The following is a 16141-nucleotide window of genomic DNA, read 5'->3' as shown; positions in this document are numbered from 1 at the left end:
CTGAGAAAGTAAGATTAGCAGAAGAGGCTAAAGAAGCTGAGGAGGCAAGATTAGCAGAAGAAGCTAAAGAAGCTGAGGAAGCAAGATTAGCAGAAGCGGCTAAAGAAGCTGAGGAGGTAAGATTAGTAGAAGAAGCTAAAGAAGCTGAGGAAGCAAGATTAGCAGAAGAGGCTAAAGAAGCTGAGGAAGCAAGATTAGCAGAAGAGGCTAAAGAAGCTGAGGAAGCAAGATTAGCAGAAGAGGCTAAAGAAGCTGAGGAAGCAAGATTAGCAGAAGAAGCTAAACAAGCTGAGGAAGCAAGATTAGCAGAGGAAGCTAAACAAGGTGAAAATAGTGGGAGTGAAGAAACGCCTAAGAAAAAGGGACTTTTCTCTAAGTTGTTTAGTGGGTTAACAAAAACACGTGACCAGTTTTTAGGTGCTGTAGATGATGTTTTAAAAGGCTTTAAGAAAATAGATGAAGACCTTTATGAAGAATTAGAGGAAGCCCTAATCATGGCTGACTTTGGTGTAGAAACTACCATGAATATCATGGAAAAACTTCGTGAAAAAGTTAAAACAGAGAAAATTACTGAACCAGGTGATTTAAAACTTGCATTACAAGAAATCATCACAGGGATTTTAACAGCTCATGAGTGGAAACCACTTGTTGAAGAAGGTAAGCCCAATGTTATTTTAGTTATCGGTGTGAATGGGGTAGGTAAAACGACTACAATTGGTAAGTTAGCACATCAATTCAAAGAAGAGAATAAGAATGTTATTTTAGCAGCAGCAGATACATTCCGTGCAGCAGCTATTGAACAACTCCAAATTTGGGCAGATCGTTCAGGCGTGCCACTTATTAAGCATGAAGAAGGATCAGATCCGGCCGCTGTTGTATATGATGGGATTAAAGCTGCAAAATCAAGAAAGTGTGATTTACTTATCTGTGATACAGCGGGGCGTCTGCAAAACAAGACGAACCTAATGAAAGAACTTGAAAAAATGGGACGTATTATTGAACGTGAATATCCAGAAGCACATAAAGAAGTGCTAATTGTTTTAGATGCAACAACAGGGCAAAATGCTATTTCACAAGTTAAAGTTTTTAAAGAAGTAGCGAACGTAGATGGTATCATTTTAACAAAATTAGATGGAACAGCTAAAGGTGGAGCCGTGGTAGGTATTTGTGAAAACTTAAATGTACCTGTTAAATATATTGGTGTAGGGGAAAAGATTGATGATCTTCAACCTTTTGACCCTAAAGCTTTTGCAGCAGCTCTTTTTGAACAAAAATAAAATTAGAGTTGACAAAATACAAGTTATTCTTTATAATTCATCTGTAAAGTAAAAGAGGCTGACAGCTAGGGGGTGTTGTATGGAGAAGTTTGTTGAAGTGAGTTATTTATATGATTTTTATGAGTCACTACTTACAGACAAGCAGCGTGATTTATTGATGCGATATTATTTTGATGATTTATCGCTAGGAGAGCTCGCTACCACCTACAATATTAGCCGCCAAAGCGTTTTTGACACAATTAAGAAAGCTGAACAAAAGATGTTGGATCTTGAAAGTAAGCTAGAATTATGGACAAAATACGTCAAACAGGAAAAGATTCTTACAGAGGTAAAAGATAAACTTAAACAATGCTCACCACTTGGTGAAACAGAAAAAGAAAAGCAATTGCAAGAAGCTATTGCACTTCTTGAACAATTGTCAAGTGAAATGTAGGAGGAATTCCGGAAATGGCCTTTGATCAATTATCAACCAAATTGCAAGATGTTTTTAAACAGCTTAAAAGTAAAGGGAAGCTTAGCGATAAAGATGTTAAACTAGCATTAAGAGAAGTTAAGCTTGCACTTTTAGAAGCAGATGTTAACTTTAAAGTTGTTAAACAGTTTATTAAAACAATAGAAGAACGTGCAGTAGGCACTGAGGTGTTAGAAAGTTTAACACCAGGACAGCAAGTCATTAAAATTGTTAATGATGAGCTTGTAGCCCTTATGGGTGGTACACAAAGCAAAATTACATTTGCTTCAAAAGGTATTACACCAATTATGATGGTAGGTCTCCAAGGAGCAGGTAAGACAACAACAAGTGGTAAACTTGCAGCACTTATCAAATCCCAAGGTAAGAGACCATTATTAGTAGGATGTGACGTTTATCGTCCAGCTGCTATTGACCAGCTTATGAAAGTAGGGAAACAAGTTAACATTCCAGTTTTTTCTTTAGGGACAGACCATAATCCTGTTGATATTGCAAAAGCAGGTATGGAATATGCGAGAGAAAATAACTTTGATGTAGTACTCCTCGATACAGCAGGACGTCTTCATATTGATGAAGTGCTTATGGACGAGCTTAAATTCATTAAAGCGGAAGTTAAGCCAAGAGAGATTCTCTTAGTTGTAGATGCGATGACAGGGCAAGATGCTGTAAACGTAGCAGAATCCTTTAATGAAGCACTAGGGATTGATGGTATTGTTATGACTAAGTTAGATAGTGATAACAGAGGTGGTGCAGCATTATCTGTAAAAGCCGTAACCAACAAACCTATTAAATATGCAGGTATGGGTGAAAAACTTAGTGATTTAGAACCATTCCATCCAGAGCGTATGGCTTCTCGTATTTTGGGTATGGGTGACGTATTAACATTAATCGAAAAGGCTCAACAAAATTACGATGAAGATAAAGCAAAAGAATTAGAAGCTAAATTTAGAAAAGCTGAATTTAACTTTGATGACTTTTTAGATCAAATGCGTCAAATTAAAAAAATGGGTCCACTTAACCAAATCTTAGGCATGTTACCAGGCATGAATACATCTAAGCTTGGTGAAATCGATGTAGATGACAAACAACTAGCATACATTGAAGCCATTATTTTATCTATGACGAAAGAGGAACGTCAAAATCCTAGTATTATTAATATGTCTCGTAAGAAACGTATTGCAGCAGGAAGTGGACGTGATCTTCAAGAAGTTAATCGTCTCATCAAACAGTTTGAGCAAATGCAAACAATGATGAAACAAATGTCTGGTATGATGAAAGGCAAAAAAGGTAAATTTAAATTACCTTTTATGTAAATAAATAATATAATTAATTAACCTTAGGAGGTAACAACATGGCAGTAAAAATTCGTTTAAAAAGATTAGGTGCAAAGAAAGCTCCTTTTTATAGAATCGTAGTAGCAGATTCTCGTTCACCAAGAGATGGTCGTTTCATCGAAGAAGTAGGTTACTTCAATCCATGTCAAGAACCAAATGAATTAAGCGTAAATAAAGAAGCTGTAGAAAAATGGTTAGCAAATGGTGCTCAACCAACAGATACAGTTAAAACTTTACTTAAAAAATCTGGCGTTGAAATGTAATTAACGCCCACATGGAGGGGATCCGATGAAAAGTTTAGTTGAAGTGATCGCCAAACAATTGGTAGATTTGCCAGAAGAAGTTTCTGTTTCACAACGTGAGGAAGAGAATGCAGTAATTCTAGAACTAAAAGTAGCCCCAAGCGATATGGGTAAAATCATCGGAAAGCAAGGCAAGATTGCTAAAGCAATCCGTACCATTGTGAAATCAGCAACAGCATCTTCTAGTAAGAAAGTAGTTGTTGAAATTAGTGAATAGGCTAGGGAATTCCCTAGCCTATTTATTATATACAGAATTTTTATAGATCTACTAAACGTCTATCTTAGTATTTATTCATATTAGGTATAAAATAAACAATAATTAACTTATAGATTGAGTGTTTTAATAAAGCAAGACATAGGGTATACTTTATAATGAACAATGATAATAAAAGATACATAAATGCTTAGAAATTGACTAAAAAGCCTTGCATAGAGCCTTTATAGTGAGTATTTAAGATATTAAGAAAGGAAATAAGACAATGGAACAAATGCTTACAATTGGAAGAATCGTAAATACACATGGTGTAAAAGGAGAAGTACGTGTACTACCTTCTACAGATGATATTAAACGTTTTGGAAAACTAAAAGAAATCGTTATACAAAATCGTACAGAATCAATAAAAGAAATTGAAACTGTACGTTATCATAAAAATTTCGTTCTTTTAAAATTTAAAGGAATTGATAATATGGATGATGCTGAACTTCTTAAAAATAGTACACTTAAAATTAATCGTAAAGATGCACTTCCGTTAGGACAAGATGAATATTACCAATGTGATTTATACGGCCTAAAAGTAGTAACAGAAGAAGGGCGTGACCTTGGAAAGTTAGTTGATATTCTTGTAACAGGTAGTAATGATGTGTATGTAGTACGTAATACAGAGAAAGAAATTCTTATTCCAGCGATTAAACAATGTATTTTAAAAATTGATCTAGAAAAAGGTGAAATGCTTGTACACCTTTTAGAAGGGCTGGAAGATTAATCATGAAGATTACCATTATGACACTGTTTCCAGAGATGATTGAGAATGCAGTGAATTGTAGTATATTAGGGCGAGCAAGACAAAATGGTTTAATCGAAATAGAAGCAATAAATATTAGAGATTTTGCAAATAATAAACATCTACAGGTAGATGACTATCCTTATGGTGGTGGTGCAGGGATGCTTATGATGGCTGATCCTGTATGCAGATGCTACGACCATATTGTGGAGCATTCTTCTGTAGCACCACAACATGTACTTTATATGTCTCCACAAGGAAAGCCTTGGAAGCAACAAATGGCAGAAGCGTTAAGTAGCGAAGAACACATTGTTTTATTATGTGGCCACTATGAGGGGATTGATCAGCGTGCTTTAGATGCAATAGTGACGGAGGAAGTCTCAATTGGAGATTATGTACTTACAGGTGGTGAATTAGCAGCGCTTGTGGTAGCAGATAGTATTAGTAGATTGGTGCCAGGTGTTTTAGGGAAAGCTGAATCCTTCCAGGATGAAAGTTTTTCAGATGGTTTATTAGAGTATCCTCACTACACAAGACCAGCAGTCTATCGTGATGAAGCTGTTCCAGATGTTCTTTTATCAGGGAATCATCAAAAGATTGCAGCTTATAGGCGAGAAATGTCACTTATTAACACTTTTAATAAAAGACCAGATCTACTAAAAAGAGCAAAATTAACAGAAAAAGAAAAATGTTTTATTAATGAATATGCAAAAAAACGTTGCAAATCCTAGGCGGACATGCTATAATTGCCTAGAGTTATTACGGACGGTCCTCTGCCAAAATGTATGGGTAATGAACGTCTCAGATTAAAGGAGAATACACATGAACGAAATTATCAGAGCAATTGAAAATGAACAAATCAGAGAAGTAACACCATTCAACGTAGGGGACACAGTACGTGTTTACGCTCGTATCAAAGAAGGTCAAAGAGAACGTGTACAAATGTTCGAAGGGATCGTATTAAAAAGACAAAATGGTGGAGCTCGTGAAAACTTCACAGTAAGAAGAATTTCTTACGGTGTTGGTGTTGAAAAAACATGGCCAGTTCATTCACCACTTCTTGAAAAAATCGAAGTTATTCGTCGTGGTAAAGTAAGACGTGCTAAACTTAACTACTTACGTGACCGCGTTGGTAAAAATGCTAAAGTTAAAGAATTAATCAAGTAAGAAAACAATTAATAAAATAAAAAGGGACTTTTATAGTCCCTTTTTGTGTATAGAAATGAGAGAATTTTATATGAAAGATCCAAGAGGTAAAAAGAAAGATCAGCTCTTAGGTTTCTTTAAAGATTTGATTATAGCTATTATTGTTGTTTTAGTGGTTAATGCTTTTTTAGTACAAAATTTAAAAGTGCAAGGCACTTCCATGGCGCCACTTTTAGACAATAATAATATGGTCATTATTAATAAGCTAGCCTATAAAATGAGTATACCTAAAAAAGGAGATATTATAGGATTTTACACCAATAATGTCAAGACACCAGTTGTGAAACGTATTGTAGGTTTGCCAGGAGATATCATTGATTACAAAGACGGCCAGCTTTATATCAATGGAACCCCTATCAATAACTCTGATGAAGATGCTATGATGCATAGAGGTGATATTAAGTATCCTTTTACAGTTGCAGAAGGCACTTACTTTGTATTAGGGGATAATTATAATAGTAGTATTGATAGTCGATTTAATTATATTGGATGTGTACCAAAGAAGAATATTGTAGGACGTATTAGTCTAAGAATATGGCCTTTTTGGAAAAATCCATTTTTAAAATAAATAGAATTTAATAGAAATAAAGGTGAATATTATGCAAATACAATGGTATCCAGGTCATATGACGAAAACAAGACGTCTCATAGAGGAGAATGTTAAGCTTGTTGATATTGTCATTGAATTACTTGATGCACGTGCGCCATATAGTACTAAAAATCCTGATATTGATAAATTAACAAAAGGTAAAATGCGACTTATTGTTTTAAATAAAAGTGACCTTTCTGATCCAAGTGTGGTAAAAGAATGGAGCAAGTGGTATAGTAGTGCAAATGTACGTGTTATTGAAATTGTAGCGACTTCAGGTAAAGGGATTAAAGAAGTTACACAAGCTGCAGAGGACATGCTTAAAGAAAAGATCGAACGTGATAAAGCAAGAGGACGTATTTATAGACCTATTCGTGCAATGATCGTAGGCATTCCTAATGTAGGGAAATCTACATTTATTAATTCATTAGTGGGGAAAGGTTCTACTAAAACAGGTGATAAACCAGGGGTAACCCGCGGTAAGCAATGGGTTAAAATTAAAAAAGGATTTGAACTTTTAGATATGCCAGGTATTTTATGGCCAAAGTTTGAAGATCAAGAAGTAGCGAAAAAACTTGCTTATTTAGGTTCAATTAAAGATGAAATTTTAGATAGTCGTGAGTTAGCTATGGGATTTTTAGAACTTGGATCAAAACGTTTTAAAGATAAATTAGAAACACGTTATAAAATTGAAATTTTACCAGAAACAAGTGCTTATGATATACTACTTATGATAGGTAAAAAGCGTGGATTTATTGTGCCTGGTGGTGATATAGATGAAACAAGGACAGCACTTGTCGTTTTAGATGAGTTTAGAAGTGGCAAATTAGGAAGAATTACTGTAGAATCTCCATCAGACCTCATAAGAGAGGATTGAGACTGTTGAAAAAAATCAAAAATTTATTAGAGTTTATGAAGGAGCCCTTTTTAGCGATATTGTGTGCCCTTCTAATCTCACAATTTCTAATGATGCATACTAGAATTCCTTCAGGTTCGATGATTCCAACTATTGAGCCTGGAGATCATCTTATCGTTAATCTTATGCCTAATTATTACAGGACACCTAAAAGAGGTGAAATTGTAGTCTTTGAGTATGGCGGAGAACATCTTATTAAACGTGTTATTGGTGAACCTAATGATGTCGTTGACTTAAAAGATGGAAAGGTCTATATTAATAATGAAGAAATAGATGAAACAGCCTATATCCATACATATAACGGAACAAGAGAATATGCAGGAAGTGACATAGAATTTCCATATATAGTTCCTGAGGGCTGCTATTTTATGATGGGGGATAATCGAGAAGGTAGTGCAGATAGCCGTATTTTTGGATCAATATCAAAAAATGCTATTATTGCTATTGGAGCCTTGAAGATTTTTCCATTTCAAGCTATAGGCGTTTTAAAGTAGATAGATAAAATGAAAAGAAAGAGGGCTTAGTCATGTACAAGTTAAGAAATATATTAGACTTTAGTAAAGATTTACTAGTAGCACTTTTAGCAGCACTTTTAGTCATTCGTTTTGTTGCTATGCACACAGAGGTACCAACAAGTTCTATGGTACCAACGATTATGGAAAAAGATCATCTTATTGTAAGCCCTTTTACTGCTTATGGAAGAGAACCTAGAATAGGTGAGATTGTCATTTTCTATCAAGATGGAGAAAGACTTGTTAAACGTCTTATTGCAACAGGCGGCGATACAGTTGACCTTATTGATGGAGATGTGTATGTAAATGGTGAAGCAATTGATGAATCAGCTTATATAAGATATGAGCATACAACAAATCCATTTTCTTGGAGCGATATAGAGTTTCCTTATACAGTGCCAGAAGGAAGTTACTGGATGATGGGTGATAACAGAGAAGAAAGTGCAGATAGTCGTGTATTTGGAGCTATAAAGAGTGATAAAGTTATCGCTATAGGCGGATTTAGAATATATCCTTTTGATACAATAGGAGTATTAGAATAATGAATGAGATTAAAAAAACAGTCAAAGCAATAGAACTTGAATTAAAGAGCGCTTCTTCTGAGGCGCTTCTTTCGCTTATTAAAGTATATGAGGTAGATACACGTCAAAGTGTAATAAAACTATGTCAAAAATATAAAAAGCAATTAGAAACCCTTGAAAAGCTTAAAGAAGAATGGGCGGATAAACTCTATTTTGACCAAGCATTTCGTGGAGAACATAAGCTGCTTATAGGTATTGATGAAGTAGGACGAGGACCGCTGGCAGGACCTGTTGTAGCTTGTGCAGTTGTATTACCAGATGAATGTGAGCTTTTAGGGGTTAAAGATTCTAAGAAAATAGCCGAAGAAAAAAGAGAAGCACTTTATGATGAAATTATGCACACAGCACTGCATGTAGGAATAGGCATAGTGGATGCACCTGAAATAGATGAAATAAATATTTTACAGGCTACATTTAAGGCTATGCGTATTGCAATAGAGGAACTAGCTATAAAACCTGAAGTTATTTTAGTTGATGGTGATAAAGTAATAAAAGGTGTAGGCTGTACGCAACATGCAGTTGTAAAAGGTGATAATAAAAGTGCTGCAATTGCAGCTGCAAGTATTGTAGCTAAAGTAACAAGAGACCGTATGATGAAAGCGTATGCCAAAGATTATCCTCATTATGATTGGGAAAGTAATAAAGGATATGGAAGTAATGCCCATTATAATGGAATAAGAGCACATGGTATTACCCCTCTTCATCGTAAAACATTCTTAAAAAATGAGGGATTCTAGTGATCAATCAAACATTTATTCATACAAAAATTCATTCAGCCAATTCTTATGCTGCCTTAACTGAACAAGCTAAGGCAGCATTACTTACATCTAAAAGTCAATTAGCTTTAAATGTGGGCAACTTATTAGAAGGAAATCTTGTTAAAGTTGAGAATAAATTTTTTCTTAGAGAACTTGTAACAGGTCAACTATTTGCAACCAATTTAATAGATGAGCATTTACTTGGTCAGCTCTTAAAGTTTGAAGTAAAGGGATATGAGGGAACAAAACTTTTGTTAGCCTTAAGTGAGTCTACAATGTCACAAAATACGCTTATAGAGCAAGCTATGGACACATTAGATCTACCTAGGGAAGAGGGAATAAAGCAACTTATTAAAGCATTTACAGATGCTGAATTACCCCTTCAAAAAGAACCTATTCTTCAAACTTATAGACTGCAACAAGTAACAGAGTTACCAGGACAAGCTTTTTTAAACATACTAAAATATCACCAAGGAAATACATATGCCCCTTCCAATATACCTATTGGTCATGAGACATTAAAGCAAATGGGGAATTATAAGGAAGATGTTTTGAAAGAAGTATTAGACCAAACACTTGAAGCGTATTCTCGCACCATAGAAGAGAATAAGCCTATGGCGAATAAAACAGAAGCATTACAAAGCTTTTTGAAGGGTATTCAGCAAACTTTACCAGAAACAGTATTTAAAGCAGTTTTCCAAAACCTTATGTCAGAGACTGGGATTCTAAAAGAGGAAGGTCATACTCAATTAGATAAAGTATCTACCTCAAAGCTTATAGAGACCTTAGTGAAACAGTTAGATGAAATGCCTTTAGATGAAAGTTTAAAAAAGTGTGTAAAAGCATGTTTTACTTTAGATTCCAATACGCTGAGGCAGGCAAGTAAACAAGCAAAAGGTTTAAAGGATACAGTACTTTTTAAAGAAGAGGAAATAGTTAAAGTACTTGTCAAAGAAATGAAGCAATTAAGTGGAAATAGCCAAGGTCTAGAAAAAATGCTAAATGAATTAGAGGAGCAACTTCTTATTCATCATAAATTGAAGGAAGAGGGACAATACTATACATTCCCCTTTATGAGTGAATTAGGAGAGGCAAAAGGAAAAGTGTATTTTTACAAACCTTATAAAAATAAGCAAAAGCAAGATAAAAGTTTATATACGGTTATCGCTTTAGAGATGCCAACTTTGAAGGAAATAGAAGTCCATATCCATCAGATAGATAAAAGCTTAAGATTAGATTTTTATACAGAACTAGAAGCAGCGAAAAAGTTAATTGAGGCAGAAGGTTATAGATTATTAGAGCCTTTAGGAAAATTAGGTTATCAAGTAGAACATATAAGTTTTGCTAAAAAGGAAGATAGAGAAGTTATAGCTCTACAGAGTGAAGAAAAGGATTTACCTCTACCTACAGGTTTTGATTATCATATTTAAGGGGGCTATATGGAAGATAAAATTAAACGCGCAGCAGCCATTAGTTATGATCCAGAAAAAGCCAGTGCACCCATTGTAGTAGCTGAGGGAAAAGGATATGTAGCTGAGAACATTATTGAAGAAGCAAAGAAACAAAATATACCCGTTTATAAAGATGATAAACTGGCTACACTTTTAACAGAAATTAAGATTGGAGCCCAAATACCTGAAGAACTTTATGATATTATGGCTCAAATACTTGTGTTTGTGAGTGATATGGATGAACTCTACGGTAAAGTGTCAAAAGAATAATAGGCAAGTTGGCAGTTATTATGAACAAAAAGCAAAAATATACTTAGAATCATTAGGTTATACAATTCTTCAGATGAATTATCGTTGCCGCCTAGGAGAAATAGATCTTATTGCTAAAGACAATGACTATATTGTTTTTGTAGAAATTAAATATCGCTATTCAGCAAAATGTGGTCTACCTAGGGAGAGTGTCAACTATTATAAGAAGAAGAGAATTATTAATGTGGCCAAGTACTATCTCATGGCACATTATAAAAAAGAAGTAGCATGTCGATTTGATGTGATTGAGATATTAGGTGACCAACTTACACATTTAAAGGCGGCATTTTAGGGAGGAAATCATGATGGAACAAAAACGTGGTGCAATTTATAAAGAAGAAGGGATCATACCTCATGTTATATTTGAATGTTGGGAGAATGATTCAAATATGGGACATTGCTTTACAACAAAGTTAGGTGGTGTAAGCAAAGGAGAATGTGAAAGCCTAAATTTAGGATTTAACCGTGGGGATGATAGAGAAAATGTAGTAGAGAACTATCGACGTGTAGGTACATTACTTGGAACAAGTATAGAGCAGATGGTACTTAGTAGACAAGTGCATGAAACACAAATAGCAGAAGTTACAAGTAATGATGCAGGTAATGGTATTATAACACCTAATAAATGGGAAAGTTTAGATGGTATTTATACAAAAGAGAAAGGGCTTACGCTGGTTACACACTATGCAGATTGCGTTCCACTATTTTTTTATGCAAGAAAGTATGGTATGATTGGAATGGCCCACGCAGGCTGGCGTGGCACTGTTAATGAAATTGGTAAAAAAATGATAGACATATGGCACCAAGAACACAATATTCCTCTAGAAGACATTGAAGTTGGTATTGGACCATCTATAGGACCTTGTTGTTTTGAGGTCCATACAGATGTAGCTGACGTCTTTTTAGAACGATTTGGTGAGCAACCTTTTATTGTTAAAAATACTAAAAATGATAAATATAATATAGATTTGTGGGCATGTAATGCTTATAGTTTAGAAACAATAGGTATAAAACCAAATCAGATTGCTAAGGCTGAGATGTGTACGTGTTGTCAGAGTGATACGTTTTTCTCACATCGAAAAACCCAAGGTAAAAGAGGAACGTTAGGTGCTTTTATGTACTTAAAATAGGAGTTGAATAAATTGAAAAATACTTATAAATCACACCTTATAGTTGACGTACTTGAAGACAGCATTGCCAAAGAGTTAGAACTTGAAAAAGGTGATAAACTATTATCTATTAATGGGGAACGTATTCAAGATGTCTTTGATTATCGCTTTTTACTAAGTGATGAGGAGATAGAAGTTAAAGTTGAGAAAGCAAATGGAGAAGTTTGGGATTTCGAAATTGAAAAAGACTATGGAGATGATTTAGGTCTGGTTTTTGAAACAGAACTTATGGATGAGTTACTAAAATGTCGTAATAAGTGTAAGTTCTGTTTCATTGACCAACTTCCCCCTAATATGCGTCAAACAGTGTACTTTAAAGATGACGACTGGCGTATGTCTTTTTTAAATGGTAACTACATTACACTTACTAATATATCTGAGTATGACCAAGAACGTATGATCAAATACCGACTTTCACCACTTAATGTATCCATTCATGCTACAGACCCAGAGGTAAGGCAAACATTACTTCATAACCGCTTTGCAGGTAAAATTATGGAGCAACTGGGTACTTTAGTTGATCATGGTATACAAATTAATGGACAAATTGTATTATGTCCAGGTTTAAATGATGGTAAGGTTCTTGACCAAACAATACAAGACTTAAGTACGTTTATACCAGATATACTATCATTAACTGTTGTTCCAGTAGGAGTTTCAAAATTTAGAGAAAACCTGCCTTATTTAGAATCATTTAATGAGGAATCAGCAAGAGAAGTTGTAGAAGTTATAGAAAAATGGCAAAAATATTATTTAGAGAAGATGGGTACACGCTTTGTCTTTGCAGCAGATGAATTCTATATTACAGGAAAAATGCCAAAGCCAAGTTATGATGAATATGAAGGATTCCCTGTTTTAGATAATGGTGTTGGAATGCTGACAAAATTTGAGTATGAATTAGAAGAAGCACTTAAAGAGGCGACAGATAATGGAGAAGCATTTGAATGTTCAATAGCAACAGGATGTATTACAGAAGTATTTATGAAAAATTGTGTTGCAAAACTAGAAGAAAAATTCCCACATATTAAAATACATGTTTATCCTATTATCAATGAATATTTTGGTGAATATGTAACTGTAACAGGACTTTTGACAGGACAAGACATTGTAAAGACACTAAAATCTAAACAAAACTTAGGGAAAGTTTTGCTAATTGCTGAGAATATGTTAAAATGTGGTGAAGAGGTCTTTTTAGATGACTATACTGTAGATCAACTGAAGAGTGAACTAGGAGTTCCGGTTCTCGTGATGCCGAATGAGGGACAAGAATGGCTAGATAAGATTTTACATGCAAAAGGAGAAATAAAATGAGTAAACCAATTGTTGCAATTATAGGGAGACCAAATGTAGGAAAGTCTACCTTATTTAATAGACTTGCGAAAGCTAGAATTTCTATCGTTGATGATACACCAGGAGTAACACGTGATAGAATTTATGCAGATGTAGAATGGCTTAATTACAAATTTACAATGATCGATACAGGTGGTATTGAGCCAGAGAGTAACGATATTATTTTATCTCAAATGCGTAGACAAGCAGAAGCAGCGATTGCTTCCGCAGACGTTATTGTATTCTTAGTAGATAATAAAACAGGCCTTACAGATTCAGATATGCATGTTGCGAATATGCTTAGAAAATCACATAAACCTGTTGTACTTGTAGTTAATAAAGTAGATGATATGCAAACACAAACAATGGGGATTTATGAGTTCTATAACTTAGGACTTGGTGATCCTATTCCAATTTCAGCTGGACAACCTCTTAACTTAGGAGATATGTTAGATGCGATTGTAGAATACTTCCCACAACCAACTGACGATGAAGAAGAAGATGATGCAATTAAAGTTGCTATCATTGGTAAACCAAACGTAGGTAAATCTTCACTTGTAAACAAAATTTGTGGAGAAGAACGTGTTATTGTAAGTGAGATTGCAGGAACAACACGTGATTCTGTAGATACAGAAGTAACAATTGATGATCAAAAATATGTATTAATTGATACAGCAGGGCTTAGAAAACGTAAAAAAGTAACAGAAGCGATCGAAAAATACAGTATTATACGTACAGTAGCTGCTGTAGAGCGTGCGGATATTGTTCTTATTATGATTGATGCAAATGAAGGTATTACAGAACAAGATACAAAAATTGCAGGGATCGCTCATGAAGCAGGAAAAGGTTGTATTATCGTTGTAAACAAATGGGATTCAATTGAGAAAAACGATAAAACAATGAATGCTTATTTAAAAGATATTACAAATACTTTAGCTTATATGCAATATGCACCATGTATGTTTATTTCAGCTATGACAGGACAACGTATTGGTAAGCTATTTGATATGATTCATACAATCGCTCAAAATCAAACACTTCGTATTAGCACAGGATTACTTAATGATGTATTATATGAAGCAACAGCAATGAACCAACCACCACATGACAAAGGTAAAGCACTTAAGATTCTCTACATGACACAAGTAAGTGTAAAACCACCAACATTTGTACTCTTTGTAAACGATAAAGAATTGATGCATTTCTCTTATTTAAGATACATCGAAAATCAAATGCGTGAAGCCTTTGGCTTTAAAGGTACACCAATTCACTTTATCGTAAGAGAAAAAGGAAAGAAGGATGAATAATCATGTACCGATTGATTGCACTTGGTCTCGGGTATTTGCTTGGGGGCATACAAACAGCTATTTTGTATGGAAGATTACAAGGAATTGAAATTCGTGAACACGGAAGTGGAAATGCGGGGGCAACAAATACTTTACGTGTACTAGGTAAAAAAGCGGCATTAATTGTATTTATAGGCGATGTACTAAAGGCAGCAGCTGCTGTTATGATTGCAAAATTACTATTTCCAGATACATCATTACTCGCAGGACTTTATGCGGGTATTGGTGCAATCATTGGGCATAGCTACCCACTCTTCTTTAAATTTAAAGGAGGAAAAGGGATTGCTGTAACAGTAGGAACCATTTATTTTATTGATATCAGAATAGCACTTATTGTAAGTCTGATCTTTGTTATAAGTGCATGGACTACACGTATTGTCTCAAGTAGTTCACTCCTTTTAACAGGTTTTATTCCTATTTTACTTTACGTATTCTACAAAGGGTCTCCTAATATTGTAGAGATTGTATCCTTAGGTGTAGTGATTGCAGGTATTACAGCCTATAGACATAAGGAGAATATCGCAAGATTACTCAATGGGACAGAATCAAAGCTTGGCAGCAAGAAATAAGGAGGCATAGGGATGCAAAAGATAGGTGTACTTGGAGCAGGAAGTTGGGGATTAGCACTTAGTTTATTGCTTAATGAAAAAGGGCATGATGTAACAGTATGGTGCTATGACCAAAAAGAAAAAGATGACTTGCTCACTTATAGAGAGAATAAACGTTGTTTACCAGGTATTAAAATACCATTAGAAATTCATTTTTCTACAGATTATGAAGAATGTGTAGAGGGTAAAGATGTTGTAGTAATGGCTGTACCTTCAAAGGCTATACGTACAACTTCAGAAGCAATTATGCCTTATTTAGAGAAGGAGACTGTTATTGTCAATGTTTCTAAGGGGATTGAATTTGAAACACTTTATACCCTTTCCCAAGTTATCGAATCTGTTGTACCAAACAAAGTTGTTGTTTTATCAGGACCAAGCCATGCAGAAGAAGTAGCTAGACATATGCCAACAGCTGTTGTTGCTAGTAGCGAATGTATGGTGAGTGCAGAGTATATTCAAGACTTATTCATAACAGAATATTTTAGAGTCTATACAAACCCAGATATTATAGGTGTTGAATTAGGTGGAGCACTTAAAAATGTTATAGCACTTGCATCTGGTGTTGCAGAAGGATTAGGCTATGGTGATAATTCAAAGGCCGCACTTATTACAAGAGGTATTGCAGAAATCGCTAGACTAGGCGTAGCAATGGGAGGAAATCCTAATACTTTCGGTGGTCTAACAGGAATAGGTGATCTTATTGTAACTTGTATGAGTGGCCATAGCCGTAATCGTAGATGTGGTGAACTTATTGGACAAGGTTATACTCTAGATGAAGCAATCAAGAAAGTAAATATGGTTGTAGAAGGAGTTCCTACAACTAAAGGTGCTTATGCACTTATGAAAAAACATAATATTGAAATGCCAATCATTACAGCAATCTATGAAGGACTTTTTGAAAATGCTCCTGTAGATGAAGTTGTAACAAAACTTATGTGCCGTGATAAAAAAATGGAGAGTTTTGATTAAAGAGTGGTATATCTT

At 34.8% G+C, this 16141-nt stretch carries 21 protein-coding genes; all 21 read left to right on the top strand.

The annotated features are described in order from the left end of the window. Positions 1-377 precede the first annotated feature (377 nt). The 21 genes from ftsY (at position 378) to BN2390_RS08690 (ending at position 16126) form a co-directional block, all read left to right on the top strand. Positions 378-1277, top strand: coding sequence for a signal recognition particle-docking protein FtsY (gene ftsY / locus BN2390_RS22410; RefSeq protein ID WP_408633739.1), 900 nt, complete (start codon positions 378-380; stop codon positions 1275-1277). Positions 1278-1356: 79 nt separating this feature from the next. After that, on the top strand, positions 1357-1710 hold the full coding sequence (gene ylxM / locus BN2390_RS08785) for a YlxM family DNA-binding protein (RefSeq protein ID WP_053983979.1): 354 nt from the start codon (positions 1357-1359) through the stop codon (positions 1708-1710). A 14-nt stretch (positions 1711-1724) separates the two neighbouring features. Further along, positions 1725-3059 (top strand): signal recognition particle protein, encoded by a 1335-nt coding sequence (ffh, locus tag BN2390_RS08780; RefSeq protein WP_053983978.1) that lies wholly within the window; start codon positions 1725-1727, stop codon positions 3057-3059. Positions 3060-3097: 38 nt separating this feature from the next. Further along, positions 3098-3343, top strand: coding sequence for a 30S ribosomal protein S16 (rpsP, locus tag BN2390_RS08775; protein ID WP_053983977.1), 246 nt, complete (start codon positions 3098-3100; stop codon positions 3341-3343). A gap of 25 nt (positions 3344-3368) precedes the next feature. After that, a complete protein-coding gene (locus BN2390_RS08770) occupies positions 3369-3599 on the top strand; it encodes a KH domain-containing protein (RefSeq protein ID WP_053983976.1) in 231 nt (76 codons plus the stop codon). A gap of 262 nt (positions 3600-3861) precedes the next feature. Continuing rightward, positions 3862-4365, top strand: a complete 504-nt coding sequence (rimM, locus tag BN2390_RS08765; protein WP_053983975.1) for a ribosome maturation factor RimM — start codon at positions 3862-3864, stop codon at positions 4363-4365. A 2-nt stretch (positions 4366-4367) separates the two neighbouring features. Further along, positions 4368-5114: a tRNA (guanosine(37)-N1)-methyltransferase TrmD gene (trmD, locus tag BN2390_RS08760; RefSeq protein ID WP_053983974.1), complete on the top strand. Its 747-nt coding sequence runs from the start codon at positions 4368-4370 to the stop codon at positions 5112-5114. Positions 5115-5205: 91 nt separating this feature from the next. Next, positions 5206-5550: a 50S ribosomal protein L19 gene (gene rplS / locus BN2390_RS08755; RefSeq protein ID WP_053983973.1), complete on the top strand. Its 345-nt coding sequence runs from the start codon at positions 5206-5208 to the stop codon at positions 5548-5550. Between the two features lie 70 nt (positions 5551-5620). Next, positions 5621-6157, top strand: coding sequence for a signal peptidase I (gene lepB, locus BN2390_RS08750; protein WP_053983972.1), 537 nt, complete (start codon positions 5621-5623; stop codon positions 6155-6157). Between the two features lie 31 nt (positions 6158-6188). Continuing rightward, on the top strand, positions 6189-7055 hold the full coding sequence (gene ylqF / locus BN2390_RS08745; protein WP_053983971.1) for a ribosome biogenesis GTPase YlqF: 867 nt from the start codon (positions 6189-6191) through the stop codon (positions 7053-7055). A gap of 35 nt (positions 7056-7090) precedes the next feature. Continuing rightward, positions 7091-7588, top strand: a complete 498-nt coding sequence (gene lepB, locus BN2390_RS08740) for a signal peptidase I (RefSeq protein ID WP_242847714.1) — start codon at positions 7091-7093, stop codon at positions 7586-7588. 32 nt (positions 7589-7620) lie between these two features. Continuing rightward, positions 7621-8148 carry a signal peptidase I gene (gene lepB, locus BN2390_RS08735; protein WP_053983969.1) on the top strand — a complete coding sequence of 176 codons (528 nt, stop codon included), beginning with the start codon at positions 7621-7623 and terminating at the stop codon, positions 8146-8148. Next, positions 8148-8924: a ribonuclease HII gene (locus tag BN2390_RS08730; protein WP_053983968.1), complete on the top strand. Its 777-nt coding sequence runs from the start codon at positions 8148-8150 to the stop codon at positions 8922-8924. The genes lepB (BN2390_RS08735) and BN2390_RS08730 overlap by 1 nt, the downstream gene beginning before the upstream one ends. Further along, complete coding sequence (fliK, locus tag BN2390_RS08725) at positions 8924-10375, top strand: flagellar hook-length control protein FliK (protein ID WP_053983967.1); 1452 nt, start codon at positions 8924-8926, stop codon at positions 10373-10375. Before BN2390_RS08730 ends, fliK begins: the two co-directional genes overlap by 1 nt. Before the next feature lie 9 nt (positions 10376-10384). Beyond that, positions 10385-10666, top strand: a complete 282-nt coding sequence (locus tag BN2390_RS08720) for an EscU/YscU/HrcU family type III secretion system export apparatus switch protein (protein WP_053983966.1) — start codon at positions 10385-10387, stop codon at positions 10664-10666. Then, positions 10635-10997: a YraN family protein gene (locus tag BN2390_RS08715; protein WP_053983965.1), complete on the top strand. Its 363-nt coding sequence runs from the start codon at positions 10635-10637 to the stop codon at positions 10995-10997. Before BN2390_RS08720 ends, BN2390_RS08715 begins: the two co-directional genes overlap by 32 nt. 13 nt (positions 10998-11010) lie before the next feature. After that, on the top strand, positions 11011-11835 hold the full coding sequence (pgeF, locus tag BN2390_RS08710; protein WP_198524892.1) for a peptidoglycan editing factor PgeF: 825 nt from the start codon (positions 11011-11013) through the stop codon (positions 11833-11835). A gap of 12 nt (positions 11836-11847) precedes the next feature. Next, a complete protein-coding gene (locus tag BN2390_RS08705; RefSeq protein ID WP_198524891.1) occupies positions 11848-13185 on the top strand; it encodes a DUF512 domain-containing protein in 1338 nt (445 codons plus the stop codon). Beyond that, positions 13182-14510 (top strand): ribosome biogenesis GTPase Der, encoded by a 1329-nt coding sequence (gene der / locus BN2390_RS08700; RefSeq protein ID WP_053983963.1) that lies wholly within the window; start codon positions 13182-13184, stop codon positions 14508-14510. Before BN2390_RS08705 ends, der begins: the two co-directional genes overlap by 4 nt. A 2-nt stretch (positions 14511-14512) precedes the next feature. Beyond that, complete coding sequence (plsY, locus tag BN2390_RS08695) at positions 14513-15118, top strand: glycerol-3-phosphate 1-O-acyltransferase PlsY (protein ID WP_053983962.1); 606 nt, start codon at positions 14513-14515, stop codon at positions 15116-15118. Positions 15119-15130: 12 nt separating this feature from the next. After that, positions 15131-16126 (top strand): NAD(P)H-dependent glycerol-3-phosphate dehydrogenase, encoded by a 996-nt coding sequence (locus BN2390_RS08690; protein ID WP_053983961.1) that lies wholly within the window; start codon positions 15131-15133, stop codon positions 16124-16126. The last annotated feature ends 15 nt before the right edge of the window (positions 16127-16141 follow it).

The sequence above is a fragment of the Niameybacter massiliensis genome (assembly GCF_001282685.1).
GTDB classification, from domain to species: domain Bacteria; phylum Bacillota; class Clostridia; order Lachnospirales; family Cellulosilyticaceae; genus Holtiella; species Holtiella tumoricola.
The sequence above is the reverse complement of the archived record's forward strand: the minus strand, read 5'-3'. Positions and strand labels throughout refer to the sequence as shown.

What these genes read in the sequence shown, in the direction of transcription:
- pgeF (WP_198524892.1), top strand. Translation starts at nt 11,011, where the DNA reads ATGGAACAAAAACGTGGTGCAATTTATAAAGAAGAAGGGATCATACCT.
- BN2390_RS08715 (WP_053983965.1), top strand. Translation starts at nt 10,635, where the DNA reads ATGAACTCTACGGTAAAGTGTCAAAAGAATAATAGGCAAGTTGGCAGT.
- plsY (WP_053983962.1), top strand. Translation starts at nt 14,513, where the DNA reads ATGTACCGATTGATTGCACTTGGTCTCGGGTATTTGCTTGGGGGCATA.
- BN2390_RS08690 (WP_053983961.1), top strand. Translation starts at nt 15,131, where the DNA reads ATGCAAAAGATAGGTGTACTTGGAGCAGGAAGTTGGGGATTAGCACTT.
- der (WP_053983963.1), top strand. Translation starts at nt 13,182, where the DNA reads ATGAGTAAACCAATTGTTGCAATTATAGGGAGACCAAATGTAGGAAAG.
- rplS (WP_053983973.1), top strand. Translation starts at nt 5,206, where the DNA reads ATGAACGAAATTATCAGAGCAATTGAAAATGAACAAATCAGAGAAGTA.
- ylxM (WP_053983979.1), top strand. Translation starts at nt 1,357, where the DNA reads ATGGAGAAGTTTGTTGAAGTGAGTTATTTATATGATTTTTATGAGTCA.
- BN2390_RS08730 (WP_053983968.1), top strand. Translation starts at nt 8,148, where the DNA reads ATGAATGAGATTAAAAAAACAGTCAAAGCAATAGAACTTGAATTAAAG.
- lepB (WP_053983972.1), top strand. Translation starts at nt 5,621, where the DNA reads ATGAAAGATCCAAGAGGTAAAAAGAAAGATCAGCTCTTAGGTTTCTTT.
- BN2390_RS08720 (WP_053983966.1), top strand. Translation starts at nt 10,385, where the DNA reads ATGGAAGATAAAATTAAACGCGCAGCAGCCATTAGTTATGATCCAGAA.
- rpsP (WP_053983977.1), top strand. Translation starts at nt 3,098, where the DNA reads ATGGCAGTAAAAATTCGTTTAAAAAGATTAGGTGCAAAGAAAGCTCCT.
- BN2390_RS08770 (WP_053983976.1), top strand. Translation starts at nt 3,369, where the DNA reads ATGAAAAGTTTAGTTGAAGTGATCGCCAAACAATTGGTAGATTTGCCA.
- ffh (WP_053983978.1), top strand. Translation starts at nt 1,725, where the DNA reads ATGGCCTTTGATCAATTATCAACCAAATTGCAAGATGTTTTTAAACAG.
- lepB (WP_242847714.1), top strand. Translation starts at nt 7,091, where the DNA reads ATGAAGGAGCCCTTTTTAGCGATATTGTGTGCCCTTCTAATCTCACAA.
- lepB (WP_053983969.1), top strand. Translation starts at nt 7,621, where the DNA reads ATGTACAAGTTAAGAAATATATTAGACTTTAGTAAAGATTTACTAGTA.
- ylqF (WP_053983971.1), top strand. Translation starts at nt 6,189, where the DNA reads ATGCAAATACAATGGTATCCAGGTCATATGACGAAAACAAGACGTCTC.
- rimM (WP_053983975.1), top strand. Translation starts at nt 3,862, where the DNA reads ATGGAACAAATGCTTACAATTGGAAGAATCGTAAATACACATGGTGTA.
- trmD (WP_053983974.1), top strand. Translation starts at nt 4,368, where the DNA reads ATGAAGATTACCATTATGACACTGTTTCCAGAGATGATTGAGAATGCA.